Here is a 26416-nt window from a genome sequence, read left to right as displayed (position 1 = left end):
CGCTAGGAGGCAACGATGACGGATCGACATCAAGACCACCCTCACCACCACGGCCAGGCGGAGATCCCGCCGGGCGCGCCGACGGCGAAGGATCCGGTCTGCGGCATGACCGTCGCCATCGCCGCCGGCAGCCGATCACGCGAATTCGGCGGCGACAGGTTTCATTTCTGCTCGGACGGGTGCCTTGCCAAATTCGACGCGGACCCGTGGTTCTATGCCTCGGGCAACGTGGCGAAGGTCGGGCCGCGCGCGCAGCCCGGAACGCAATACACCTGCCCCATGCACCCCGAGATCATCCGCGACGCGCCCGGCTCCTGCCCGATCTGCGGCATGGCGCTGGAGCCCATCGTGCCCACCGACGAGCCCAGCGCGGAACTGACCGATTTCACGCGCAGATTGTGGATCAGCGCGGCGCTCGCCGCGCCGCTGATCCTGCTGACCATGGGCGGGCTGGTCGGCCTGCCCCTGCGCGACTGGATCGGCCACCGCGTGGCGGTCTATGTGGAATTCCTGCTGGCGACGCCGGTCGTGCTGTGGGCCGCGCGGCCCTTCTTCCGGCGCGGGTGGGAGTCGATCCGCGCGATCTCGCCCAACATGTGGACGCTGATCTCGCTCGGCGTCGGCGCGGCCTATCTCTATTCGCTGGTCGCCACCTTCCTGCCCGGCATCTTCCCCGCGCAGTATCGCATGGGCGACGGCGTGGGCACCTATTACGAGGCCGCCGCCGTGATCGTCGCGCTGATCTTCGTCGGCCAGGTGCTGGAACTGCGGGCGCGCGAGCGCACCGGCGACGCGATCCGGGCGCTTCTCGATCTCGCGCCCAAGACCGCGCGCCGCATCCTGCCCGACGGGTCAGAATACGAAGCGCCGCTGGAAAACGTGGTCGAGGGTGACCTGCTGCGGGTGCGCCCGGGCGACAGCCTGCCGGTGGACGGCGAGGTGGTCGAGGGCCATTCCGCCGTCGACGAAAGCATGATCACCGGCGAGCCGCTGCCGGTGGAAAAGGCGCAGGGCGACCGTGTGACGGGCGGCACGATCAACAAGAACGGCACGCTGGCGATCCGCGCCATGCAGGTCGGCGCGGACACCGTGCTGGCCCAGATCGTGGAGATGGTGGCCGGCGCGCGGCGCTCGCGCGCGCCGATCCAGGGCTTGGCCGACAAGGTCTCGGCGGTGTTCGTGCCCACGGTGGTTCTTACCGCGATCGTGGCCTTCGCCGTCTGGCTCCTGGCCGGGCCGGAGCCGGCGCTGGCCTTTGCCATCGCGGCGGCGGTCTCGGTGCTGATCATCGCCTGCCCCTGCGCGCTGGGGCTTGCCACGCCGATCTCGATCACCACCGCCGCCGGGCGCGGCGCGCAGGCGGGGGTGCTGATCAAGGACGCCGAGGCGCTGGAGCGGATGGCGCGCGTCAATACCCTGATCGTGGACAAGACCGGCACCCTGACCGAGGGCCGGCCGAAGCTGACCGATGTGGTGGCCCTCGGCGCGACGGCCGAGGACAGGATCCTCGCGCTGGCCGCCGCGCTGGAACGCGGCTCAGAGCATCCTCTGGCCGAGGCCATCGTCGAGGGGGCGGCCGCCCGCGGCGTGACGCTCGAAAAGCCGTCCGGGTTCGAGGCCCTCACCGGCAAGGGGGTGCGCGGGACGGTCGGCGGCGTGCCGGTCGCCCTCGGCAACCCCGCGATGATGCGCGAGATCGGCCTCGACACCGGCGCGGCCGAGGCGGCCGCGGACCGGCTGAGGGATGACGGCAAGACCGCCATGTATGTCGCCGTCGATGGCGCGCTGGCCGGCCTCGTCGCCGTGGCCGACCCGATCAAGGAGACCACCGAGGCCGCGATCCGCACCCTGCACCGCCAGGGGTTGCGGGTGATCATGGCCACCGGCGACAACCGCCGCACCGCCGAGGCGGTGGCCGCGAAGCTGGGGATCGACGAGGTGCGCGCGGGCGTCCTGCCCGAGGACAAGAAGACCCTGGTCGAGGAGCTGCGCGCGCAGGGCGCCGCCGTCGCGATGGCCGGCGACGGCGTCAACGACGCCCCCGCCCTGGCCGCCGCCGATGTCGGCATCGCCATGGGCACCGGCGCCGATGTCGCCGTCGAGAGTGCGGGCATCACCCTGCTGAAAGGCGATCTGACAGGCATCGTCCGGGCCCGGAAACTGGCCCGCGCCACCCTGCGAAACATCAAGCAGAACCTGTTCTTCGCCTTCGTCTACAATGCCGCCGGCGTGCCAATCGCGGCCGGGATCCTCTACCCCGTCTTCGGCCTGCTGCTCTCGCCGATGATCGCCGCCGCGGCGATGAGCTTCTCCTCGGTCTCGGTCATCGGCAACGCGCTGCGGCTGCGCCGGTTGAAGCTGTAGCCGCCCCCGAAACCGGCTGGGAAAGGTGGGCCCGGCGCGGCCCGCCGCCCGGGCGCCGGCTCAGACCTTCGCCGCCGCCTTGATCGAGGCCAGCTTGTTGAGCAGATGTGCCCGCATCAGCGCCGCGCAGCGCGCCGCATCGCGCGCCTCCAGCGCCCCGGCGATCGCCTCGTGCTCCTCGACCGCGACGCGCCAGCGCTCCGCGGTCAGGTTGGCCTGATAGCGCGCCCGCTGCGCGCGGTAGGCCAGAAGCTCATGCGTGCGCGTCAGCGTGTCGTTCGAGGCGGCCTCGAGGATCGCCTTGTGGATCGCCTGGTTGATGCGGAAATAGGTCGGCCGGTCGGCGTCCTCGAAGCTTTGCCGCAGCTCGCGCGTCATTTTCGAGATCCGCGCCAGATCCTTGTCGGAGGCCGCCTTCGCCGCCAACTCCCCCGCCAGCCCCTCGAGCACGGCCAGCACGCTGAACACCTCGTCCAGCTCGTCCGCGCTCTGCCGCGTGATGACGGCGCCACGGTTGGGGATCAGTTCGAGCAGCCCCTCGGAGGCCAGCACCTTGAGCGCCTCGCGCAGAGGGGTGCGCGACACGCCGAATTTCTCGGTCAGGGGTTTTTCGCGCACCTTCTCGCCGGGCTCCAGCACACCTTCGAAGATCATCTGCCGAAGGTGGTTGCTGATCTCGACGGCCAGCGCGGTGCGCTCGATGGGACCTGGGATCTTGCTGTTCATGCGGTTCCTTTCTCGATCGGGGCGCAAAGATCAAGCCCGGCGCTGTTCGTCGTCATCCTGCCCTCGCGTCGCCCGGTCGAAAAGCTCGGCTATATGCAACGCGTCACGCGCCGCGCCATCGGCGATCTGGTGGCGGCAGGAGGTGCCATTGGCCAGCACATGGTGCGCCGGCGCCGCCGCGCGCACCGCGGGCAGCAGCGACAGCTCGCCCATCTTCTGCGACACATCGTAGGTCTCGGCGCCATAGCCGAAGGCCCCCGCCATGCCGCAGCAGGCGCTTTCGATGTGGCGCACCTCCAGCCCCTCCAGCGCGGCCAGCGCGCGGTCCATGTCGCCCATCGCGCCGGCGGCCTTCTGGTGGCAATGGCCATGCACATGCACGGTCTCGCCAGCCATGCCGCCGGCAGGCAGCTTGAACCGGCCCTCGCCCAGCTCTCGCGCCACGAATTCCTCGAACAGCAGCGCGTTCCTGGCCAACGCCTTGGCGTCCTCGCCGGGCAGCAGCGTCAGGAACTCGTCGCGCAGGGTCAGCAGGCACGACGGCTCCAGCCCCACGATCGGGCGGCCGGCGCGCACATGGGGCATCAGCGCCTCCAGCGTGCGCTGCGCCTCGGCGCGGGCCTGGTCGATCATGCCGGCGGCCAGATAGGTGCGCCCGCAGCACAGCGGACGGGTGCCCGGCGCCTGCGCGGGCTCGACCTTGTAGCCGGCGCGCGCCAGCACGCGCAGCGCGGCGCGCGGAATGCGCGGTTCCATCCAGCGGTTGAAGGTGTCGGTGAACAGCACCACCGTCCCGGCTGCGCCGCTGCCCGAGCCGCGCGCGACCTCCGCATCGCGGAAGAAATCGCCGCGGAACAGCGGCAGGCTGCGCTGGCGGGCAAAGCCCAGCGCCTTCTCGCCCAGCAGCGCCAGCAGCGGCACACGGTTGCGCAGCGCCACCGCCCAGCGCAGCGCCACGCCCAGACGGGCATAGCGCGGCATGGCCGCGATCAGCCGGGCGCGCGCGCCGAAGCCCAGCTTGCGCCCGCGCTGCGCCAGCACCTCGGTCTTCATGCGGGCCATGTCGATGCCGGTGGGGCATTCGCGCTTGCACGCCTTGCAGCCGACGCACAGTCGCAGCGTCTCCTCCATCTCGTCGGAGAACAGCGCGTCCTTGCCCAGCCGCCCCGACAGCGCCAGCCGCAGCGTGTTGGCGCGCCCGCGCGTCACGTCGCGCTCGTTCCGGGTCACGCGGTAGCTGGGGCACATGCTGCCGCCGGAGAGTTTCCGGCAGGCGCCGTTGTTGTTGCACATCTCGATGGCGCCCTGGAAACCGCCGCCCGCGCCGGTCCAGGCCGACCAGTCGTGGCCGGTTTCTAGATCGGCGAAGTCGTAGCCGCGCGGGTAACGCATGAGGCTGCGGTCATCCATCTTGGGCGGATTGACGATCTTGCCGGGGTTGAGGCGGTTCTCGGCGTCGAACAGTCCCTTCACCTCCTCGAAGGCGCGCACCAGCCGGGGGCCGAACATCTTTTCGTGGAATTCCGACCGCACGATGCCGTCGCCATGTTCGCCGGAATGCGATCCCTTGTAGTCGCGCACCATGTCGAAGGCTTCCTCGGCGATGGCGCGCATCGTGGCGACATCCTTGTCGAGCTTGAGGTTGAGCACCGGGCGCACATGCAGGCACCCCTCCGAGGCGTGGGCATACCAGGTGCCGGTGGTGCCGTGGCGGGTGAAGACCTCGGTCAGCCGGTCGGTATAGTCTGCCAGATGCTCCAGCGGCACGGCGCAATCCTCGACGAAGGAGACCGGCTTTCCGGCGTCCTTCATCGACATCATGATGTTCAGCCCGCCCTTGCGCAGTTCGCCTATGTCGCCGGCGAGGCGGGCGTCGCGCACCTCGACCACCCCGCCCTCATGCGCGCCGCCGCGGCCGAAGCCATAGCCGAGATCGGACATGGTGTCGTGCAGGGCGGAGATGTTGCGCTCATTCTCCTCGGCGCTGTCGGCGAATTCGACCAGCAGCAGCGCCGCCGGTGCGCCGCGCACGAATTCCTCAAGCGTGCGGGCGTAAAGGGGGATCGAGCGCGCCAGCGAGATCATCGTGGCATCCACCAGTTCGACCGAGGTCGGCCCCAACGCCACCAGATGCTGCGCCGCCTCCATCGCGGCGCGGAAGGTGGGGAAATGGCACACGCCGAGGATCTTGTCCTTCGAGGGCAGCGGCGACAGCGCGATCTCGATCGCGGTCGAGATCCCCAGCGTGCCCTCGGAGCCGATCAGGATATGCGCCAGGTTCGGCGGCGCCGCCCCGGGCACCAACGCGTCGAGGTTGTATCCCCCGACCCGCCGGCGGACCTTCGGAAAGCGCAGGGCGATCTCCTCAGCCTCGCGCGCGCCGATGGCCAACAGGCGCTCCAGCAGGTCAGCCGGCACGCGGTTGCCGCCGCCGGCGCCGAAATCGAAGGGCGTGCCGTCGGCCAGCAGCCCCACGATCCGGTGCACGTTGTCGCGCGTCGTGCCGTAGCGCATCGACCGCGCCCCGCAGGAATTGTTGCCCACCATGCCGCCGATGGTGGCGCGCGAGGCGGTGGAGATGTCGACCGGGAACCACAGCCCGTGCGGCTTGAGCTGGCGGTTTAGCTCATCCAGCACGATTCCCGGCTCGACGATCGCCCGGCGCCCCTCGACGTCCAGTTCCAGAATCCGGTTCAGGTGCCGCGCGCAATCCACGATCAGCCCCGAATTCACGGTCTGGCCGCATTGCGAGGTCCCGCCCCCGCGCATGGTCAGCGGCAAGCCCGATTCGCGCGCCATCTCCAGCGCGATGGCCACGTCGTCCGCCGATTTCGGGATCACCACGCCGGCCGGCATTATCTGGTAGATCGAGGCATCGGTGGCATAGCGCCCCCGATCGAAAAGGCCGAAATGAGCTTCTCCCTCTAGCTCCCTGGCCAGGATCCTGCTCCGTGTCCCGTCCGGCATCGCGCCCGCCCTCCCCGGTTTCTCGACTTGGCCCTTGACTGAATAATGAATTCAGAATTCACTTCAAGCAATTTCGCCCCGCCCGGCGCTCCGGCCCGAGAGGAGGCCCCGAAAGGGGACGGCCCGCAGCGCGGGGGCAGCCAGGACGTCCGTCCACAAGAATGCCGTGACCACAGAGGAGACACACCATGCCAGCCGGCCGCCATTTTCTGCAGATCCCCGGACCTTCCAATGTGCCGGACCGCGTGCTGCGCGCGATGGACTACCCCACCATGGACCACCGCGGCCCGGCCTTTGCGGAACTCGGGCAGAAGGCGCTGGACGGAATGCGCTCGATCTTCCGAACCAAGGGCCGGGTGGTAATCTATCCCTCCTCGGGCACCGGCGCCTGGGAGGCCGCGCTGGTCAACACGCTGTCGCCCGGCGACACGGTGCTGATGTATGAGACCGGCCATTTCTCGACGCTGTGGAAGAAACTGGCCGAGAGGCTGGGGCTGAAGCCCGTGTTCATCGCGGGCGACTGGCGCTCGGGCGCCGATCCCGGCGCGATCGAGGCGCGCCTGCGCGAGGACCGCGCCGGCGAGATCAAGGCGGTCTGCGTGGTGCATAACGAAACCTCGACCGGCGCGGTCAGCCCGATCGCCGACGTCCGCCGCGCCATCGACGCCGCGGGCCACGGCGCGCTGTTGATGGTCGATACCATCTCCTCGCTCGCCTCGGTGGACTACCGGCACGACGACTGGGGGGTGGATGTGACCGTTGCGGGCTCGCAGAAGGGGCTGATGCTGCCGCCGGGGCTGTCCTTCAACGCGATCAGCGAGAAGGCCGTGGCCGCCTCGAAAACCGCCGGACTGCAAAACGCCTACTGGAGCTGGGCCGAGATGGAGGGCCCGAACGCCACGGGCTATTTCCCCTACACGCCCGCCACCAACCTGCTCTACGGCCTGATCGAGGCCGTCGCCATGCTGCACGAGGAAGGGCTGGAGAATGTCTTCGCCCGTCACGCCCGCCACGGGGCGGCCACCCGCGCGGCGGTCGAGGCCTGGGGGCTGGAGGTGCTCTGCAAGGTGCCCGCGCACCGCTCGCCGGTGCTGACCGCGGTGATGATGCCCGAAGGCCATTCCGCCGACGCCTTCCGCGCCACCACGCTGCGTCATTACGACATGTCGCTGGGCAACGGCCTGTCCAAGGTCGCCGACAAGGTGTTCCGCATCGGGCATCTGGGGGATTTCAACGATCTGATGCTCTGTGGCACGCTGGCCGGCGTGGAAATGGGACTGCGCGATGCCAGCGTGCCCTGCAAGGCCGGCGGCGTGCAGGCGGCGATGGATCTTCTGGGCAGCACGCCCGCGGCGCATCGCTCGGCCGCCTGATCGCGGCCCCGCCCCGCCGGTTTGAGGAGGCCGGCGCGCGCGGGGGACCGCCGCGGCCGCGCAAGACGGATCGAAACGAGACGACAGGAAAGGAGCGCACGCAAGACAAACATCAGACATCTCGGGATGCACGGGCCGGGACGGCAACAGACCGACCGCCCGGTTCAAATCACGATCAATATCAGGGAGGAAAACATGAAAAAAACGTTGATCGCCACAGCCACGGCGCTGATCACCCTCGGCACGGGCCCGGCCATGGCCGCGGACCTGACGCTGAAATTCGGACATGTCGGCGCGCCCGGCTCGCTGTTCGAAGCCACCGTCAACCATTTCGCCGAATGCGCGAACACCAAGCTCGACGGCAAGGTCGAGGTTCAGGCCTTCGGCTCGTCGCAGCTGGGCAAGGACAAGGAACTGCTGCAGAAGCTCAAGCTGGGACAGGTCGATTTCGCCCTGCCCTCGTCGGTGATGTCCTCGGTCGATGATGTCTTCGGCATCTTCGAGATGCCCTACATCATCAAGGACCGCGACCACATGCGCCGCGTCCAGGCGGAGATGATGGACAAATTCCAGACCGCCGCGCAGGACAACGGCTATTACATCGTCGGCCTTGCCGAGAACGGGTTCCGCAACATCACCAACAACGTGCGCCCGATCAACAAGCCCGAGGATCTGAAGGGCGTGAAACTGCGCACACCGAACGGCACCTGGCGGGTGAAGATGTTCCAGAACTACGGCGCCAACCCGACGCCGATGGCCTTCTCGGACGTGTTCACCGCGCTGCAGACCGGCGTGATCGACGGCCAGGAAAACCCCTATGCCCAGATCGCCTCGGCCAAGTTCCAGGAGGTGCAGAAATACCTCTCGATCACCGGCCACGTCTACACGCCGGCCTATATCCTGGCCTCGGAAAAGCATTTCTCGAAACTGCCCGAGGACGTGCAGGCCGGGCTCAAGGACTGCGCCGCCGAAACGCAGGACTTCACCTATGAGAAGGCCGCCGCGCTGGAAGAGGAACTGCTGGGCGTAATCAAGGCCGCCGGGGTCGAGGTGAACGAGGCCGACAAGGACGCCTTCATCGCCGCCTCTAAGCCGATCTACGAGGCCTTCGCCGCCGAAGTCGAAGGCGGGCAGGAGATGATCGACCGGGTGCTTAGCCTCGGTGGGGGCAGCTGAACCTGACGCGGCGGGCGCTTGCGCCCGCCGCTTCCTGCACCCCCAACCTTCCGGAGCCAAGGCATGACTATGACCGCAGATCCGCATTCACCCCCCGGCGCTCAGAGCGGCGCGCGCCTCATCATCGAACGCATCCGCCAGATCGCCAGCCGCGCGCTGGAGACGATCACCATCGCATTGATGGTCGGCCTCACCGCCATCGTGATCCTCGCCGTCATCGCCCGGCTGATGGGCGAAAGCTTCTCCTGGTATGACGAGGTGGCCGCCATCGGGCTGGCCTGGATCACCTATTACGGCTCGGCCCTGGCCGCGCTGCACCGCCGCCACATCGGCTTCGACACCGTTCTCCTGGCCCTGCCGCCGCGGCTGCGCATCGCCGCGCTGCTGTTGGCAGAGGCTCTGGTTCTGACCTTCTTCGTGCTGATGGCCCGCGCCGGGCTCCAGGTGCTCGAGGTGCTGGAAGGCGACCGCCTGGTGTCGCTGACCTGGGTGCCGGTGCAGCTGACCCAGTCGGTGATCCCGATCGGCGCGTTCCTCTTCATCGTCAGCCAACTGCTCAGCCTGCCCGAATACTGGGAAAACACCGTCCGGGGCATCTCTCTCGAACATGCCGAGATCGAGGAAGAGGTCGAGGCCGAACTGCAAAAGAACAAGGAGCATGCCTGATGCTGATGCTTGTCATCTTCCTCGCCCTGGTCGCGATGATCTGCATCAACGTGCCCATCGCCGTGGCGTTGGCGCTGGCCGGCGTGCTGGGCCTTCTGATGACCGAAGGCGCGTCGAGCCTCGTGACCATCGCGCTCGACATGTATGACGGGTCGACCAAATTCTCGCTGATCGCGATCCCGATGTTCGTGCTCGCCGGCGCGATCATGAATGCCGGCGGCGTCACCGACCGGCTGATCAACTTCGTCTCGGCGCTGATCGGGTTCATCCGCGGCGGCCTGGCGATGGTGAACATCGGCGTGTCGCTGTTCTTTGCCGAGATCTCGGGCTCCGCGGTGGCCGACGTGGCCGCCATGGGTTCGATCCTGATCCCGCAGATGAAGAAACGCGGTTACACCAAGGAACTGTCGGCCGCCGTCACGTCTTCGTCGGCCTCGCTGGCGATCATCATTCCGCCCTCGATCCCGATGATCCTCTACGCCGCCTCGGCCAACACCTCGGTCGAGCAGCTCTTCGTCGCAGGCGTCGTGCCGGGGCTGCTGGGGGCGGCCGGCCTGATGGCCGTCGCCTACTGGTTCGCCCGGCGCTACAACCTGCCCACCGAAGAGGCGTTCAACATCCCCCGCGTGCGCGAGACCTTCCGCGAGGCGCTGCCCGCCTTCGCCCTGCCCGTCATCATCCTGGGCGGCATCTTCGGCGGCTTCGTCACCGCCACCGAGGCGGCCGGGCTGGCGGTGATCGCGGCGCTGATCGTCTCGGCCTGGTATCGCCAGGTCGATGGCCGGCACCTGCGCCGCGCCATGCTGGACGGTGGCATCCAGACCGCGGTGGTGATGCTGCTGGTGGCGGCCTCGGTGCTGATGGGCGGCTTCCTGACCCGCGCCCAGATCCCGCAGCAGCTGGCGGAGGGGATCCTGGCGATTACCACCGAGCAATGGCTGATCCTGTTGATCCTCAACATCTTCTTCCTGGTGATCGGGTTTTTCCTGCACTCCGCGGCGGCGATCATCCTGGTGGTGCCGATCGTGATCCCGCTGATCAACGCGGCCGGAATCGACCCGGTGCATTTCGGCCTGGTGGTGACGCTGAACCTGGCGATCGGGCAGCAGACGCCGCCCGTGGCCTCGGTGCTGATCACCTCCTGCGCGGTGGCGCGGGCGAATATCTGGGAAGTCTCCAAGGTCAACGTCGCCTTCGTCGGCGTGTTGCTGGCGGTGCTGATGCTGTGCACCTATGTGCCCTCTGTGCCGCTGTTCCTGGTGGAGTATTTCTACCGATGAGCGACCTGACGCATGAGATCCGGGGCCGCACGCTCTGGATCGCTTTCAACCGCCCCGCGGCGCGCAATGCCCTGACCTTCGGCATGTATGAGGCGCTGGCCGATCTGTGCCGCAACGTGCCGACCGATGGCAGCCTCGGCGCCGTGGTGATCCACGGCGCCGGCGGCAAGGCCTTCGCCGCGGGCACCGACATGACACAGTTCCGCGCCTTCGAAACGGCGCGCGACGCGCTCGACTACGAGGCGCGGATCGAGGAGGTTCTGACCGCGATCGAGAAATGCCCCCTGCCGACGCTGGCCGCGATCCACGGCGCCTGCACCGGCGGCGGCGCCTCCATCGCCTCGGTCTGCGATCTGCGGATCGCCTCATCGGCGCTGAAATTCGGCTTTCCGATCGCGCGCACGCTGGGCAACTGCCTGGCCGCCAGGAACCTCGCCCGGCTATCGGCCCTGCTGGGCGAGGGCCGGGTGCGCGAGATGATCTTCACCGCGCGGCTGATGGGCGCCGAGGAGGCGCAGGCCGCCGGGCTGGTCTCGGAGGTGCTGGAGGACGAGGCGGCGCTGATCGCCCGCGCCGAGGAACTGGCCGGGCAGCTGGGCGAGATGGCCCCGCTGACCCTGCGCGCCACCAAGGAGGCGATGCGCCGCAACCGCGCCGCAACCGCCGGCGCAGACGCAGACCTGATCGAGATGTGCTACATGAGCGAGGATTTCCGCCACGGGATGGAGGCCTTCCTCGCCAAGAAGAAACCGGACTGGAGGGGCAGATGACGGACAGCCAGCGAAGCGGCCCGCTGAGGGGCATGAAGGTGATCGAGCTGGCCCATATCATGGCCGGCCCGGTCTGCGGGCTGATGCTGGCCGACATGGGCGCCGACGTGATCAAGGTCGAGAAGCCAGACGGCGACGACAGCCGCCGCTTCCTGCCGCCGGCGATCGAAGGCGAATCCGCCGCCTACATGATGATGAACCGCAACAAGCGGGGCCTGGCGCTGAACCTCAAGGATCCGGCGGCCGTCGAGGCCCTGCGCCGCCTGCTGGCCGAGGCCGACGTGGTGATCGAGAATTACCGCATGGGCACGATGGAGCGGCTGGGGCTGGGCTACGAGACCCTGCGCGAGATCAACCCGCGCCTGATCTATTGCGAGATTTCGGGCTTCGGCCGCACCGGGCCCTACGCGCAGCGCGGCGGCTTCGACCTGATCGCGCAGGGCATGTCGGGGCTGATGTCGATCACCGGCGAGGGGCCGGGCCGCGCGCCGGTCAAGCCCGGCGCGCCGATTTCAGACATCAACGCCGGGATCCTGGCCGCGATGGGGGTCAGCGCCGCCTATGCCAGCATGCTGCAGACCGGGCGCGGGCAGAAGGTCGACACCTCGCTTTTCGAGGCGGCGATCACCCAGACCTACTGGCAGTCCGCCATCGCCTTCGCCACCGGCGAGGCGCCGGGGCCGCTGGGCTCCGCCCATCCGCTGAACGCGCCCTACCAGGCGTTCCGGACCCGCGACGGCTGGATCAACGTGGGCGCCGCCAACCAGCGCAACTGGCTGCGGTTCCTGGATGTCATCGGCAAGCCCGAGCTGGACACCGACCCGCGGTTCGCCTCGAACCACGACCGGATGCAGCACCTGCCCGAGCTGGTGAACCTGCTCGAGGAGACGCTAGTGACCGAGACCACCGGGACCTGGCTGCACCGGATGGAGGCGGCGGGCCTGCCCGCGGGCCCGGTCCTGAACATCCTGGAGATGCACGCCGATCCGCAGGCCCGCGCCCGCGAGATGATCGTCGAGCTCGACCATCCGCGCGCCGGCACCGTGCAGACCCTCGGCCACCCGGTGAAGTTCAGCGAGACCCCGGGCGCGGTGCGCCGGCCGGCGCCCCTTCTCGGCCAGCACAGCCGCGAGGTTCTGGCCGAGGCCGGCTACGGCGAGGCGCAGATCGAGGCGATGATCGCCGCGGGCGCGGTGATCGCGGCATGACGGCTGCGCAGGCGCTGGCCGAGGCGTTGCTGCGGGCCCGCGACGGCGGCGGCCCCGCGGTTCCCGCGTCGCGCGGCGCGGGGCTGGACATGGCAGGGGCCTATGCGGTGCAGGCCGCCGTGGTCGCGGAACTCGGGCCGGTGGGCGGCTGGAAGGTCGCCTGCAAGCCCGGCGCGGCGCAGATCATGGCGCCGATCCTCGCCCGCGACATCCACCCCAGCGGCAGCCGGATCCGCCTGCCCGCGGGCGCGCCGGTCGGCGTGGAGATGGAGATCGGCTTCCGCCTCACGGCCCCCCTGCCCGCCCCGCAGGACTCCGGTTTCGAAGCCGCCGCCCGCGCCGCGACCGAAATTCTGCCGGTGTTCGAGATCGTCGCCAGCCGGCTGGAGGATCCGCAAGGCGCGCCCTCGGCGCTGAAGCTGGCCGACAACCAGATCAACGGCGCGCTGGTGCTGGGCGAGGCCGCGGCGGATTGGGCCGGGTTCGACACCTCCCGCGTCCGCGCCCGGCTGGCGATCGGCGGCGAGACCCTGCTCGACGGTGCGGCCGAGGTGCCAGGCGGCGACGCCTTCGCCAATTTCTGCGCGCTGGCGCGCATGGCGGGCACCCATTGCGGCGGGTTGCGGCCGGGCCAGGTGGTGATCACCGGCTCGCTGAACGGCCTGCCCTGGCGGGACCTTCCGCTGACCGCGCAGGGCGAGATCGCGCAGCTGGGGGCGATCGGCGTCACCTTGGAGTGAGTGTCCCGCCGTCGAATGGGGCGCCTTCGGCGCAAGGCTTTTGTCTCGCATCCGGCCTGCGGCCGGAAGCTCGGGATGCCTCCGGCGGGGATATTTTGGGCCAGAAGAAGGATGTTGCGTTATTCCGGCCCGGGATGCCCGGCAGCCGAGGTCAGCCGGCGAAGACGTGTTTGTACCGTTCGCGGAGGATGTTCTTCTGCACCTTGCCCATGGTGTTGCGCGGCAGCGCGTCGATCACCGCGTAATGGCGCGGCTGTTTGAACCGGGCGAGTTTTTCGCCCACCGCCGCGCGCACCGCATCGAGGTCGATCGCGGCCCCGGCCTCGGGCACCAGGATGGCGACCACGCTCTCGCCGAAATCGGGATGCGGGGCCCCGATGACGGCGCTTTCCAGCACGCCGGGCTGTTCGTCGAGCAGCAGCTCGACCTCCTTGGGGTAGATGTTGTAGCCGCCCGAGATGACCAGGTCCTTGCCGCGCCCGACGATGTGCAGGTAGCCGTCTTCGTCGATCAGGCCCAGATCGCCGGTGATGAAGAAGCCGTCGGCGCGCATCTCCTCGGCGGTCTTTTCGGGCATCTGCCAGTAGCCCTTGAAGACGTTGGGCCCGCGCACCTCGACGGTGCCGATCTCGCCCGCGGGCAGTGCCTTTTCGCCGTCGGCCACGCGGATCTCGACCCCGGGCAGCGGAAAGCCCACGGTGCCCGCGCGCCGCGCGCCTTCATAGGGGTTCGAGGTGTTCATCGAGGTCTCGGTCATGCCGTAACGCTCAAGGATGCGGTGGCCGGTGCGTTCCTCGAAGCGGGCATGGGTTTCCGCGAGCAGCGGCGCCGAGCCGGAGATGAAGAGACGCATGTGGCGCACAAGGTCGCGGGTGAAGCGCGGCTCGTCGAGTAGCCGGGTATAGAAGGTCGGCACCCCCATCATCGAGGTGGCCTTCGGCAGTTCGGCCAGCACGGCCTCGACATCGAATTTCGGCAGGAAGATCATCGCGCCTCCCGCCAGCAGCGTCAGGTTGGTCGCCACGAACAGCCCGTGCGCGTGAAAGATCGGCAGCGCGTGCAGCAGCACGTCATCAGCGGTGAAACGCCAGCAGTCGAGCAGCGCGCGGGCGTTCGACAGCAGGTTCTCCTGCGTCAGCATCGCGCCCTTCGACCGCCCCGTCGTCCCCGAGGTGTAAAGCAGCGCCGCGAGGTCGTCCGGCCCGCGCGGCACCGGGGCGAAGCGCGGGCCGGCCGCGTCGGCGGCGGCGGCAAGGCTGCCCTCGCCCGCCGTGCCGAGCGTCATGACGGAGATCCCCTGCGCCGCGGCGGCCGGGGTCAGCGCGGCCTCGGACGCGGGATCGCACACGAACAGCGCCGCACCGCTGTTGGAGATGAAATAGTCGAGCTCGGACGCCGTGTAGGCGGTGTTGAGCGGCAGGAAGACGATGCCGGCCTTGATGCAGCCGGCATAAAGCGCCAGCGCATCCGCCGATTTGGTCAGTTGCACCGCCAGCCGGTCGCCCGGCGCGATGCCGCGCGCGGTGAGCGCATTGGCGAAGCGGTCGGCCCGGGCGATGAAATCGGCATGGGTCAGGGTCGCGCCCCCGGGCAGGTGCAGGAACGCGGTGTCCTTGCCTTCATGCTGGCCGAGCAGCGCTTCGTAGAGCGGGTTGGTCATGCGTCGTCCGATCCCTCTTGCCTGAACATCCTGCGGGTCCGTCGCCGGTTTGCCGGAGCCGCGCCTTCGCGTCGCGCCGGCTGGGCGGTTCAGGCAAATTGCTAATGCATGACAGCCCCTTGGTCCATTGGAAGGAGGCTTTTGCGCGCCGGAGAGGACGAAAAGGCCACATCGCGGCGGGCGCCTGCGGGACGGCGGCGCGGAGGGCTGCCCCTAGGGCCGGGGCAGCGGCACGAGATGGTTGTCCCAGGCGCTTGCCGTCTTGGACAGCGCCCTCGGTCCGCCCGCGCCGACCAGGATCAGCCCGCCAAGGCCGTCGCTGGCGAGCAACCCGTCGGGGTGACGGGCGAGGCCGCAGATCTCTACGCGCGACAGCGCAGCGACGAAATTCCCCTTCGCGTCGAAACGGTGAAGCCGTCCGCCACGGGGCGAGGTAATGGCCACCTCGGCGCCGGAGCCGTTGAAGGCGATGCTGCCTGCGTAGCCCTGCATCAGCAGCTGCTCGGCCAGCGGCGCGGCGGCAAGTGTGACCGGCGCCCCCCTCCGGTGCAGCCCGACAAGCGGCGTCGCGGCGCCTGCCGCGCCCTGCCATTGCATCGCGAAGGCGACGAGCCCGTCGTCGCGGATCGCGAGATGGCGGATCGAGTTCTGGGCAAGTTCGGGCGCCAGCGTGACCAGCTCGGCCAGATCACCGCCAGCGCCGAGATAGGCGAGGTTGGGCGCCATCGTGTCGAGGTTCAGCTTGGTGCGGTCCTCCGGGTCGGTTGCGATGCCGCCATTGGCCACCACCAGCGTCTCGCCGTCCGGCATCAGGCGCAGGTCATGCGGGCCGATGCCGCGCGTGTCGAATTCGCCGATGCGCGCATAGCCCGCCGCCACGTCCCACAGGCCGATGCGCCCGGCGCTGTCTTCGGCGCGTTGCTCGGAGGTGAACAGCACCGCGCCATCGGCCGAAAAGACCCCGTGGCCGTTGAACTGCCGCCCCTCGGGCGGGGCGAGGCGGCGGATCACGGCGCCGGTCGCGCAGTCGATCGCCAGCGCGAAATGGCCGGGCCGGCGGGCGAAGGCTATGGCCTCGGCGCGGGCGGGATGCGCGGCGGCGGCATGGCCCCGCGCGGGCAGCGCAACGCGAAATGTCTCGCGCCCGGACGCGTCGAGCCCGTGCAGCGCGAAGGTGCCATCAGGCGCGCGCGCGGCGGCGAGATAGGCGGGGCTGCCCACCGCCGCCCAGCCCAGGCGCGGCGCGGCAGAGGCGGCGACGAGGCCGGCGAGGAAGTGGCGTCTTGTGGTCATGTCAATCTCCGTCCTGTGCGTTGAAACCCGGCGCGATGCCCAGCTGCGCGCCCAGCTCGGCCTCGATCGCGGCCTTCACGCCGCGCACCTCCTGCTGGAGGATCTCTGCCTTCAGGCGCGCGGCGGGATCGGCCAGGTCCTGAAAACCCGGGTCGCCGATGCGTCCGGCCGCGACGCGCACCCGCGCCAGCGCGGCGTCGGTCTCGGGCAGGTCGCGGCCCGCCAGCGCGCGCGCAAGCGCGGCCGAGGCCTCGACCGAGGCCAGGACATTGCGCAGGCTGCGGCCCGAGCGCCACGCCTCGGCGCGTTTCGGGCGCGGGCGCGCGAAGCTGCCCATCGGGCGGCCGATCCGGCTGTCGGCGGTGAATTCGAGGCCGGAAAGGATCTGGGTATAGAGGGCGCGCACCGCCTCATCCGGTGAGAGGAAGGTGGCGTTCCCGGCCGCGCCCGCCGTCCGCAAGCTCTGCGCGAAGCTCTCGCGCCAAGCCGCCTCCAGCGCGCCGGCCTGGCCCGCGAGATCGGCGGTCAGGGCGCGGACCAGTCGGCAGGCGTAGTCGTCGGGCCCGTAGGCGGAGAGCGTTTCGTCAAAGAGCAGCATGTCGAGGGCGAACAGCCCGCGCGCCGCGATGGACACCTCCGCGAAGGCAGCGGCATCGTCGGCCACGGGGTCCTGCTGGGCGATCAGGCTGTTCAGCGTGCGTGCGGTGAAGCCGCGGTCGTCGGGCCAGAAGGCGATGGCAAGCGCGCCGGTCTCGGACGGACCGAGGCGGATGTCACCGACCGCCATCCAGGCATCGAAGGCGGCGTGGTAGTCCGGGGCCAGCGCATCGGCCCGGCAATCGGCGCGGGCGGCTTCGGCCAGGTCTTCGGCGGCGCCGGCGAAGGCGGCGAGACCGGGCAGGATGGGCCCGGCAAGCGCCTCCTCGACCCCGGCGGCGGCGGGGGACGCGGCGAGGGCGGCGCAGAGGCAGAGGGCAAGTCGCATCAGAGGCTCTCCAGGAAACGGATCAGGGCGGCGCGGTCGGCCCTGGGCATGGCGACGACACTGTCGCGCGCGGCCTGCGCCTCGCCGCCATGCCAGAGCACCGCCTCCAGCAGCGACCGCGCCCGGCCGTCGTGCAGGAACTGGGCCTGCCCGCTGACCTGTTCGGTGAGACCGATGCCCCAGAGTGGCGCGGTGCGCCATTCGGTGCCCGTGGCGCGGCCCTCGGGGCGATGGTCGGCCAGCCCCTCGCCCATGTCGTGCAACAGCAGGTCGGTATAGGGCCAGATCAGCTGGAAACTCTGCTCGGGGCGATCGGCCAGGCGGTGGGTGACGAATTTCGGGTTGTGGCAGGAGGCGCAGCCGGTGGCGTGGAACAGCGCCTTGCCGCGCAGGACCTCCGGCGCGCCCTCGTCCCGCCGCGCGGGGACGGCAAGGTTGCGGCTGTAGAAGGTCACCAGATCCAGCCCCCCGGCATCCACCTCCAGCCCGCCCTGCGCCGGATCTCCGCCATGCGGGGCGTCGCGGCAACCGGCCTGGGCCTCGGTGCACGCGCCCCAGGGCGCCGGGAAGAGGGGGGTCGAGATCCCGATATCACCCGCAAAGGCGGCGGCGGATTGCTCGCGCACCGTGGGCGTGCCCGCCTTGTGGCCGAACCGGCCCAGCATCGGCTGGCCGAACTCGACCGACGGCACGATGTTGGGGCGGCCCGAGATGCCGTCGCCATCTGCATCCTCGGGGTCGGCCAGCGCGAGGATATCGGCGGCAGGGACCGCTTCCAGCAGCCCCAGCCCGATCATCTGCGGCGCGACGCGGGGCGAGAGCATCGCCTCGGGGTGCAGCGGCCCGTATCCGAGGTCCGCGGCGCGGTATGTCGGGCGGCGCAGCGCCGCCACCTCGCCGCCGGAAAGCGGCACCTCGATCTCCTCATAGGCGATATCGAGGCGGTATTCGGCCTTCTGGCCCGGCGTCCCGAAATCCTGAAGCTGGGTGCCGTAGACCGGATCGGGCGCGGTGGCGATCCAGTCCTCGATCCCGGCCATGGCCTGCCCGGCCGGGATCGAGACCCGCAGGAACATCGACACGGCGTTGTCCTCCGGCCCGTCCGGCGCATTACCGCGCCCGTCCTTGATGTGGCAGTTCTGGCAGCCGCGCGCGTTATACAGCGGGCCGAGCCCGTCCGAGGCCCCGGTCGACGAGGGGGCGGAAACCCAGATCTTGCGGAATAGCCCGTTGCCGACCTTGAAATCGAGCTCGCGCGCAAAGCTCATGTTGCCCGAGGGCTGCGAGAAGGCGTCGGCGTTGCGCCGCGCCCGCACCGTGGCTGCGCCGCCCGGCAGCGCCTCGAAGCGCTCGGGCGCGGCGAAGCCGGCCGCAGGCGCGCTGACGGCGGCTACCCGCGCGGCCTCCTCGGGCGTGCGCGGAACGACGGCCAGGTGCGGCTCGTCCAGCGGTCCCGCCCCGGCCGGAGCGGCGAGGAGCCAGGCCGCCGCCGCGCCCCCTATCCCGATCGGGCGCGCGGCCTGCCGAACGCAGTGCATAGCATTTTTCATCCCGGCCCCCTACTCGAACACCGCGCCGGGGGCGTCGAGGCTGTCCGACCCCTCGAACGCGATCCGGTCAAGCCCAAGCGCGGTCACGATCCGTTCGATGCTGCGGGTCTGGTCGATCAGGCCGTTCACGCCCGCCATGATCAGGGCCTCGCCCTCGGCGTTGCCGCGTTCGAGCATCATGTCATAGGCGAAGCCGCCCTCGGCCGCCGTCACGATCGCGCCAAGCGCCGCCATCGTGGCGTCGAGCTTGGCGCGCATCTCGGCGTCGAGCGAGGGGTCGGCCTCGGCCACCAGCTCGGCCAGCGACGGCCCCTCGACCACGCGGCCGTCGGTGCGGATGTAGCGGCCGAGATAGACGTTCTGGATGCCAAGCCCGTCGTAATAGTGGCTCATGTGGGTGTTGTCGGAGAAACAATCGTGCTCTTCCTCCGGGTCGTTCAGCATCAGGCCAAGCCGCATCCGTTCGCCCGCCTGCTCGCCGTAGGACAGGCTGCCCATGCCGGTGAGGATCGCCACGAGGCCCGCGTCCTCATCGGCCATGACGGCGGCGCGCGCGGCCCCGCCCTCGACCCAGTTGGCCGCCATCTCCTCGAGATCCGCAACCAGAAGCCCGGTCGCGGCCAGCAGGTAGTCGGCGCGCCGGTCGCAATGGCCGCCGGTGCAGCCCTCGCCCGCCACGAAATCGGTATGGGCGCGCGCGCCCGCGCCGGGGCCGGTGCCGTTCAGGTCCTGCCCCCAGAGCAGGAACTCGATCGCGTGATAGCCGCGCGCCACGTTGGTCTCGATCCCGTCCGCCTCGTTCAGCGTCCCGGCGATCAGTTTGGGCGTGATCCGGGTCGCGTCCACCTCGACCCCCGCGATCACCGGCCGGGGATTGGCGATCACGTTCAGCGCCGCCAGTTCGTTCGCGTCGGTGGGCCCGCCGTAGGCGGCATCGACATAGTCGATCAGCCCCTCGTCCAGCGGCCAGGCATTCACCCTGCCCTCCCAGTCGTCCACGATGGCATTGCCGAAACGGAAGACCTCGGTCTGCTGATAGGGCATGCGGGCGGCGCGCCAGGCGGCGCGGGCGGCCTGCAGCGTCTCCGGCGAGGGCTCGGCGACCAGCGCCGCCACGGCCGCGCGCAACGCCTCGGCCTGAGAAAGGCTGTCGGCATAGGCCGCTTCGGCGATGTCGGCATAGGTGTCGAGGACCGCGGCCCGGTCGGCAAAGGCCGGGGATACGGCCAGGGCCAGGGCGCAGGCCGCAGTGGAAAGGAGGTATTTCATGTAGCTCATCCCTGTCGGTGTCGGATGCGGAGGTCTTCGGACTGCCGGCGTGGGCACCCGTTTCCGCCGGCGCGGCATTCCTAAGCATTTCCGTCGGATATGTCTATCCGATTCTTTTTGTCACCTTTTCAGGAATCGCGCGCGCGCCGAAGCCGGCGCAAGCCGGTTGCGGACGCCGCCAAGACCTCGCGTCATTCGGAATGGCCGGGGGCGTCGCCGGCCGTAGGGCTCTCCGTCGGGGGCGCGGCGCACCCGACGGGCCGGCTCAGCTCGCGTCAAGTGCCGCCAGTTCGGCCGCGAAATGGTCGAGCAGGCGATTTTTAAGGATCTTTCCGGTCGCCGCCGCCGGCAGCGCATCGGCGATCACGATATGCGAGGGCCGTTTGTAGGCGGTGAGCCGCCCGGCCACGAAAGCCTTGAGCGTCGCCGCGTCGACCGCGCCGGGGCGGGCGCATTGCACGAAGGCCAGCACATCCTCGTTGCCGCCCTCGGCGGGGCGGCCGATCACGGCGGATTGCACCACCGCCGGGTGGTCGTTCAGCGCCGCCTCGACCTCGGGCGGGTAGACGTTGAAGCCCGAGCGGATGATCAACTCCTTGCTGCGCCCGACGATATGGACCCGCCCCTCCGCGTCGATCCGGCCGAGATCGCCGGTGCGCAGATAGCCGTCCCGGGTCATCGCCTCGGCGGTCGCCTCGGGATTGCGGAAATAGCCCTTCATCACATGCGGGCCGCGGGTCAGGACCTCGCCCACGCCGTCCTCGTGGCCGGCCGAGATATCGAGCCTGACCTCGACGCCCGGAAGCGGCGGCCCGACGCTGATGTCGGGGCTGCCGATCGGGTTGCGCGTGCCGCAGATCCCGGCGGTGCTCTCGGTCATGCCATAGCCGTTCTGCAGCGCCACGCCGTAGAACGCCTCGGCCTTGCGCTTCCATGTCGGGTCGAGCGGCGCGGCCCCCGAGGAGACGTAGCGCAGCTGCGCGGACCCCAGCCTTTCGTGCCCGTGCTCGGCGGCATAGGCCATCAGCAGCGCGTGCATCTGGGGCACCGCGGGCACCACCGTCGCGCCGTCCCGCAGCGCGGCGAACAGCGCCCCGGCGCTGAACCGGGTGGCCAGCTGCACCGTGCAGCCGACAAGCGCCGAGGCCATCAGCATCGAGGCGAGACCGAAGACATGGGTCAGCGGCAGCGCGCCGTAGACGCGGTCTTCGGGGGTCAGCCGGCGCAGATCGGCCGACGCGCGTGCCGCGAACATCAGGTTGGCATGGGTCAGCATCACGCCCTTGGGCTGCCCGGTCGTGCCGGTGGTATAAAGCACCACCGCCACCTGATCCGGGCCCGGCGCCACCGGCTCGGGCGCGTCCGCCGCGAAGGCCGCGACGCGCAGCGCGCCGAAGCCGGTCTCAAGCGGCGCGGCCCCGGCCGCGTCGGCATGGGCGGCCGCCTCGTTCGAGACATGGGCGGTGTAGAGGGCCAGCCGCGGCGCGGCATGGGCCCCGATCCGCGCGATCTCGGCGCCGGCCATCCGCGCGTTCACCGGCACCGCCCAGGCATCGAGACGGCTGGCCGCGAAGATCAGCACCGCCACCGCGAGGCAGTTCTCGGCCACCAGCAGCACGCGGTCGCCCGGCCCCACGCCGCGGGCGCGCAGCATGTCGGCGGCCTCGTCGATCCGCGCGTCAAGGTCGCGCCAGCCGACCGCGCGACCGTCGCTGTCGATGACCGCGGGCGCATCGGGGCGCGTGGCCACATGCGCGGCGAGCATCTGGTGTATCCGGTTCATGGGACTGTCTGTCATGGATGCGCGTCCTCCCTTGGTTTGCGCGCCGCCGGGGCTGGCCGCAGGCGCGCGAGCGCGGCGGCGGCCTCCGCTTCGAGGGTCGCGATCGTCGCGGCCAGCGGCTCGGCGCGGTCGAGCAGGCCCAACGATTGACCGGCCGAGAGCATCCCGCGCGAGACATCCCCCGTCTCATAGGCGCGCCGCCCGATGGCGCCCGCGACATAGGGCATCAACGCCTCGATCCCGATGTCGGGGTCCCCCGCCTCAAGCTGTGCGACGATCTCGGTCGTCTCGTTGCGCAGGGTGCGGATCGTGTTGCGCAGGCTGGCCATGCTCAGCGCGGTGTCGCGCTCGGTGGCGGCGACCATCGCGGATTTGTAGTCGGGATGCGCGCCGATCTCGTCGGCGGCGAGGAAGCGCGTGCCGATCACAACGCCCGCCGCCCCGGCGGCCAGCGCGGCCACGATCTGGCTGCCCGCCCCGATGCCGCCGCCGATCAGGAAGGGGATGGCGAGCCGGCGCTCGGCCAGTGCGAGATTGACCATGCTGCCGACCAGGTCCATGCCGGGATGGCCGCCGCATTCGGCGCCCACGATCGACACCATGTCCACGCCGACCGATTGCGCCTTCAGCGCGTAGCGCACGCCGGGCACCTTGTGGATGACGGTGATCCCGGCGTCCTTGAGGATCGGCAGATAGGGTTCGGGGTTGCGCCCCGAGGTTTCGACCACGCGCACACCCGCATCCGCGATCAGGCGGAACACGTCGGCGGTCCTTTCGCCGGGAACGAGCTTGGGCAGCATCGAGACATTGACGCCGAAAGGGCGGCCCGCGGCCATGTCGCGGCAGCGCGCGATCTCGCGGCGCAGATCGTCGGGGTCGGGAAAGCTCGCCGCCGTCAGGAAGGACAGGATGCCCGCCCGCGCGCCGGCGGCCACATAGCGCGCATCGGACAGCCACATCAGCCCGCCCGCGATCACCGGCAGGCGCAGGCCGAAGGTGCGGGTCAGCGCCGTTTCAAGCGCGGGATCGGCCGGGCGCGGGCTCATCGCGCGCACCTCAGCCTGGCGAAATCCGGGCGGCGCTTTTCCAGGAAGGCACCGATCCCTTCTCCGGCCTCGTCCCCCGCGACGGCATCGGCCATCGCGTCGCGTTCCCGGTCGAGCTGGGCGGCGAGGCCCTGCGAACGGGCAGTGGCGAGCAAACCCTTGATCGCCCCCTGCGCGCCGGACGGCCCGGCGGCGATCCGCCCGGCCAGCGTCATCGCGGCCTCGCGCGCGCCGCCCTCGGGGGTCAGCGCGTTGATCGCGCCCAGGTCGTGCAGCCGCCGCGCCGGCACCGGCGCGCCCAAGAGCAGCATCTCGGAGACCAGCGCGCGCGGCAGAAGCGCGCTCAGGCTGGCGGTGAGACCGCCGTCGGGCACCAGCCCGGCCCGCACATAGGCGGCGGAGATCTGCGCGGTCTCGGCAGCCACGATCAGGTCGCAGGCGAAAGCGAGAGAGGCCCCCGCCCCGGCCGCGCCGCCCTCAACCGCGGCAATGACGGGTTTCGGACAGGCGGCGATGGCGCGGACCAGATCGTGCAGCGCCTCGATGCGCTCCAGCCGCGCGGCGCGCGGCAGCTCGCGGCGGCGGGCCAGCTGGGTCAGGTCGCCGCCCGAGCAGATGAAGCCGCCGGCGCCCCAGAGGATGACCGAGGCGATCCGTGCCTCTTCGCCCGCGCGCGCCAGAGCCGTGCCGAGCGCGTCGTAGAGATCGGGGGTCAGCGCGTTGCGCCGGGCGATGTTGTCGTTCACGACGACAAGGCAGTCGCCGAGATCCTCAATACGGGCCAGCGGGGGGCTCATGCGTCGCCCCCCTCGGCCAGCCGGTGCTGCGGCACGCGCTTGAACACGCCGGTCGCGGTGGCGATCACGGTGCCGTCCCCGGCCACGAGTTCTGCGGCGATGAACAGCAGCGACCGCCCCCCGCCCGTCACCCGCCCCGTCGCCGTGACCCGCGTGCCGGCCCGCGCCGGGGCGAGGAACTGGGTGTTCAGCGAGATGGTCAGGAACGGCGCGCGGCCGCTGTCGTCCACGGTCAGGCTGCCGGTCGCGCCCATGGCGTTGTCCAGCAGCAGCCCCGCGATGCCGCCATGCAGCACGCCGTGGCGGTTCATATGCGCCTCGGTCAGGTCGAGATAGCAGCGCGCGCAGCCGTCGCCCTGCCCCACGTCGAGGACGTAGCCCAGGGTGCGCTGCGCGCCGGTTTCGTTCTCGATCAGCCCCATCGCTCAGGCCGCCGACAGGCGGATGAACCGCTCGAGGTGGTAATCGGCGTCGCCGAACCTGTGATCGACCATGGTCAGGCGCTTGGCCAGATGGGCCAGGGCGTATTCCTGGGTCATGCCGATGCCGCCATGCATCTGGATGCTTTCCTCGACCACCAGCCGGGCGACACGCCCGATCAGGTTCTTGGTCGCGCTGACATGGCGCTCGCGCTCGGTCCGCTCGGCGTCGAGGTGACCGGCAAGGTTGATCACCGCCGAGCGCGCCTGCTCGATCTCGATCAGCATATCCGCCATGCGGTGCTGCAGCGCCTGGAACTTGCCGATGGGCCGGCCGAACTGCTGGCGGGTCCGCAGATAGCTTGTGGTCAGCGCGCGGATCGCCTCCATCAGCCCCAGCGCCTCGGCCGAGACGGCGGCGGTGGCGCGCGCCGCGGCGCGTTCGATGGCCGGGAAGGCCGCGCCCCTGGCGCCAAGCAGCGCGTCCCGCGGCAGCGCGACGTTCTCCAGCGTCATCTCGGCGGCGCGGCCGCCGCCGTTCACCGGATAGGCGCGCAGCGAAAGCCCGGCGACCCCGGCGGAGACGAGGAACAGCGAGATGCCGTCCTCGTCGGCCATCGCGCCGCCGGTTCGCGCGCTGACCACGAAATGCTGCGCCGAAGGGGCGGCCGCCACGACCGCCTTGCGACCGTTGAGGACATAGCCCTCCGGCCCCGGCTCGGCACTGGTCGCGACGCGTTCGAGATCGTAGCGGCTGCCCGGCTCAGCATGGGCGAAGGCGATCTGCACCGCCCCGGCGATGATCTCCTCGATCAGCGCCTTCTGCGCGTCGTCGCCCATCTCGGCGATCAGGCCGCCGGCCAGCACGCCGGTCTCCAGCAGCGGCTCGAACGCACCGGCGCGGCCCATCTCCTCGAAGACCAGCGCCAGGTCGAAGCCGGCGCCGCCGAACCCGCCCACCTCCTCGGGGAACAGCGCGCCGATCACGCCCATTTCGGCCAGCCCGGCCCACAGCGCCCCGGAATGGCCGGCCTCGCTCTCGGTGGCCCTGGCCAGCAGCTCGGGGCTGACGGTGTCGCGCAGGTAGCGGCGCAGGCCGTCCTGCAGCATCTGGCGCTCTTCGGTCAGGTCGAAGTTCATCTTAAAGCTCCAGGATGGCCTTGCTGATGATCTGGCGCTGGACCTCGTTGGACCCGCCGTAGATCGACAGCTTGCGGTTGTTGAAATAGCTCTGGGTCGCGGGCATCGCGTAGTCCGGTCCGACCGGCCCGGCGTTGCCGCCCTCCTCCAGCGCCTCGGAGACGAAGGGCATCGCGTAGGGGCCCACCGCCTGCCGGGTCAGCGCGTTGATCTGCTGGCGGATGACCGTGCCCTTGACCTTGAGCATCGAGCTTTCGGCGCCGGGCGCCTGTCCCGAAGCCGTCTTCGCGATCACCCGAAGGTTGGTGGTGGCCATCGCCATCAGGTCGATTTCCACCTGGGCAATCCTGGCGGCGAAAAACGGGTTCTCGATCAGCGGCCGCCCGCCGGATTGCTCCAGCCTGGCGATGCGCTTGAGCGTCGCCAGCCCGGCCGTGGCGAAGCCGACGCCGGCGATATTCGTACGCTCGTGCGTCAGCAGATACTTGGCGTAGGTCCAGCCCTTGCTCTCCTCGCCCACCAGGTTTTCCGCGGGCACGCGCACGTCGCTGAACCAGACCTCGTTGACCTCGGCCTCGCCGTCCAGCAGCACGATCGGCCGGACCTCGACGCCGGGGGACTCCATGTCGATCAGAAGGAAGCTGATCCCCTCCTGCGGCTTGCCCTCCTTCGAGGTCCGCACGAGGCAGAAGATCATGTTGGCGTGCTGGCCCAGCGTGGTCCAGGTCTTCTGGCCGTTGACGATGTAGGCGTCGCCGTCGCGCACCGCGCTGGTCTTGACCGAGGCCAGGTCCGAGCCTGCGCCGGGTTCCGAATAGCCCTGGCACCACCAGTCGTCGCCGTTCAGGATGCGCGGCAGGTAATGGGCCTTCTGTTCCTGCGAGCCGAATTTCTGCAACACCGGCCCCAGCATGTTGATGCCGAAGGGCACGATGCGCGGGGCGTGGGCGCGCGTCGTCTCCTCCTCGAAGATATGGCGGCGCACCGCGTCCCAGCCGGTGCCGCCATATTCGGCGGGCCAGTTCGCGGCCAGCCATCCGCGCGCGTTGAGGATGGCGTGCCATTCCTCGTGATCGGCCTTGGTCAGGCGCTTGCCGCCCGCGACCTTGTCCGACAGCCGCCTGGGCAGGTTTTCCTCAAGAAAGCTCCGCACCTCGGCGCGGAAGGCCTTCTGCTCGTCGGTATAGTTCAGATCCATTCCGGT

At 70.1% G+C, this 26416-nt stretch carries 21 protein-coding genes; 8 read left to right on the top strand and 13 right to left on the bottom strand.

The features are described from left to right. The first annotated feature begins 15 nt into the window (after window positions 1–15). Window positions 16–2364 carry a heavy metal translocating P-type ATPase gene (locus KCI33_RS04140; RefSeq protein WP_212523495.1) on the top strand — a complete coding sequence of 783 codons (2349 nt, stop codon included), beginning with the start codon at window positions 16–18 and terminating at the stop codon, window positions 2362–2364. A 60-nt stretch (window positions 2365–2424) separates the two neighbouring features. On the opposite strand, the gene KCI33_RS04135 is transcribed toward KCI33_RS04140, so the two are convergent. Then, window positions 2425–3090 (bottom strand): GntR family transcriptional regulator, encoded by a 666-nt coding sequence (locus tag KCI33_RS04135; protein ID WP_212523494.1) that lies wholly within the window; start codon window positions 3088–3090, stop codon window positions 2425–2427. 30 nt (window positions 3091–3120) lie between these two features. Beyond that, entirely contained in the window at window positions 3121–6057 is a 2937-nt protein-coding gene (locus tag KCI33_RS04130; protein WP_212523493.1) for an FAD-binding and (Fe-S)-binding domain-containing protein, read from the bottom strand. 188 nt (window positions 6058–6245) lie between these two features. On the opposite strand from KCI33_RS04130, the gene KCI33_RS04125 reads away from it, so the two are divergent. The 7 genes from KCI33_RS04125 (at window position 6246) to KCI33_RS04095 (ending at window position 13270) form a co-directional block, all read left to right on the top strand. Next, window positions 6246–7430, top strand: coding sequence for an aminotransferase class V-fold PLP-dependent enzyme (locus KCI33_RS04125; RefSeq protein WP_212523492.1), 1185 nt, complete (start codon window positions 6246–6248; stop codon window positions 7428–7430). A 195-nt stretch (window positions 7431–7625) separates the two neighbouring features. Further along, complete coding sequence (locus tag KCI33_RS04120) at window positions 7626–8606, top strand: TRAP transporter substrate-binding protein (RefSeq protein WP_212523491.1); 981 nt, start codon at window positions 7626–7628, stop codon at window positions 8604–8606. Between the two features lie 63 nt (window positions 8607–8669). Then, window positions 8670–9272: a TRAP transporter small permease subunit gene (locus KCI33_RS04115; RefSeq protein ID WP_249138903.1), complete on the top strand. Its 603-nt coding sequence runs from the start codon at window positions 8670–8672 to the stop codon at window positions 9270–9272. After that, entirely contained in the window at window positions 9272–10552 is a 1281-nt protein-coding gene (locus KCI33_RS04110; RefSeq protein ID WP_212523490.1) for a TRAP transporter large permease, read from the top strand. The genes KCI33_RS04115 and KCI33_RS04110 overlap by 1 nt, the downstream gene beginning before the upstream one ends. After that, complete coding sequence (locus tag KCI33_RS04105; RefSeq protein ID WP_212523489.1) at window positions 10549–11322, top strand: enoyl-CoA hydratase/isomerase family protein; 774 nt, start codon at window positions 10549–10551, stop codon at window positions 11320–11322. The genes KCI33_RS04110 and KCI33_RS04105 overlap by 4 nt, the downstream gene beginning before the upstream one ends. Beyond that, a complete protein-coding gene (locus KCI33_RS04100; protein ID WP_212523488.1) occupies window positions 11319–12530 on the top strand; it encodes a CoA transferase in 1212 nt (403 codons plus the stop codon). Before KCI33_RS04105 ends, KCI33_RS04100 begins: the two co-directional genes overlap by 4 nt. After that, window positions 12527–13270, top strand: coding sequence for a fumarylacetoacetate hydrolase family protein (locus tag KCI33_RS04095; protein WP_212523487.1), 744 nt, complete (start codon window positions 12527–12529; stop codon window positions 13268–13270). The genes KCI33_RS04100 and KCI33_RS04095 overlap by 4 nt, the downstream gene beginning before the upstream one ends. Window positions 13271–13421: 151 nt before the next feature. Here KCI33_RS04095 and KCI33_RS04090 read toward each other — a convergent pair whose 3' ends face one another. The 11 genes from KCI33_RS04090 to KCI33_RS04040 all read right to left on the bottom strand — a co-directional run bounded on the left by KCI33_RS04090 (window position 13422) and on the right by KCI33_RS04040 (window position 26410). After that, window positions 13422–14930: a malonyl-CoA synthase gene (locus tag KCI33_RS04090; RefSeq protein WP_212523486.1), complete on the bottom strand. Its 1509-nt coding sequence runs from the start codon at window positions 14928–14930 to the stop codon at window positions 13422–13424. A gap of 213 nt (window positions 14931–15143) precedes the next feature. Beyond that, the gene (locus tag KCI33_RS04085; RefSeq protein ID WP_212523485.1) at window positions 15144–16223 is read right to left on the bottom strand and encodes a DUF1513 domain-containing protein; all 1080 of its coding nucleotides are present in this window, start codon (window positions 16221–16223) and stop codon (window positions 15144–15146) included. Between the two features lies 1 nt (window position 16224). Beyond that, entirely contained in the window at window positions 16225–17208 is a 984-nt protein-coding gene (locus KCI33_RS04080) for an imelysin family protein (RefSeq protein ID WP_212523484.1), read from the bottom strand. Continuing rightward, window positions 17208–18746: a di-heme oxidoredictase family protein gene (locus KCI33_RS04075; RefSeq protein WP_212523483.1), complete on the bottom strand. Its 1539-nt coding sequence runs from the start codon at window positions 18744–18746 to the stop codon at window positions 17208–17210. The genes KCI33_RS04080 and KCI33_RS04075 overlap by 1 nt, the downstream gene beginning before the upstream one ends. A 21-nt stretch (window positions 18747–18767) precedes the next feature. Continuing rightward, on the bottom strand, window positions 18768–20027 hold the full coding sequence (locus KCI33_RS04070; protein WP_212523482.1) for an imelysin family protein: 1260 nt from the start codon (window positions 20025–20027) through the stop codon (window positions 18768–18770). Between the two features lie 265 nt (window positions 20028–20292). Next, entirely contained in the window at window positions 20293–21825 is a 1533-nt protein-coding gene (locus KCI33_RS04065; RefSeq protein ID WP_249138902.1) for an AMP-binding protein, read from the bottom strand. After that, window positions 21822–22856, bottom strand: a complete 1035-nt coding sequence (locus KCI33_RS04060; RefSeq protein WP_212523481.1) for a nitronate monooxygenase — start codon at window positions 22854–22856, stop codon at window positions 21822–21824. Before KCI33_RS04060 ends, KCI33_RS04065 begins: the two co-directional genes overlap by 4 nt. Beyond that, window positions 22853–23653: an enoyl-CoA hydratase family protein gene (locus tag KCI33_RS04055; RefSeq protein WP_212523480.1), complete on the bottom strand. Its 801-nt coding sequence runs from the start codon at window positions 23651–23653 to the stop codon at window positions 22853–22855. The genes KCI33_RS04060 and KCI33_RS04055 overlap by 4 nt, the downstream gene beginning before the upstream one ends. Beyond that, complete coding sequence (locus KCI33_RS04050; protein WP_212523479.1) at window positions 23650–24075, bottom strand: PaaI family thioesterase; 426 nt, start codon at window positions 24073–24075, stop codon at window positions 23650–23652. The genes KCI33_RS04055 and KCI33_RS04050 overlap by 4 nt, the downstream gene beginning before the upstream one ends. A 3-nt stretch (window positions 24076–24078) precedes the next feature. After that, window positions 24079–25212: an acyl-CoA dehydrogenase gene (locus KCI33_RS04045; RefSeq protein WP_212523478.1), complete on the bottom strand. Its 1134-nt coding sequence runs from the start codon at window positions 25210–25212 to the stop codon at window positions 24079–24081. Between the two features lies 1 nt (window position 25213). Beyond that, the gene (locus KCI33_RS04040; protein ID WP_212523477.1) at window positions 25214–26410 is read right to left on the bottom strand and encodes an acyl-CoA dehydrogenase family protein; all 1197 of its coding nucleotides are present in this window, start codon (window positions 26408–26410) and stop codon (window positions 25214–25216) included. Between the last annotated feature and the right edge of the window lie 6 nt (window positions 26411–26416).

The sequence above is a fragment of the Actibacterium sp. MT2.3-13A genome (genome assembly GCF_018139985.1).
Lineage (GTDB): Bacteria > Pseudomonadota > Alphaproteobacteria > Rhodobacterales > Rhodobacteraceae > JAGSOU01.
The sequence above is the reverse complement of the archived record's forward strand: the minus strand, read 5'-3'. Positions and strand labels throughout refer to the sequence as shown.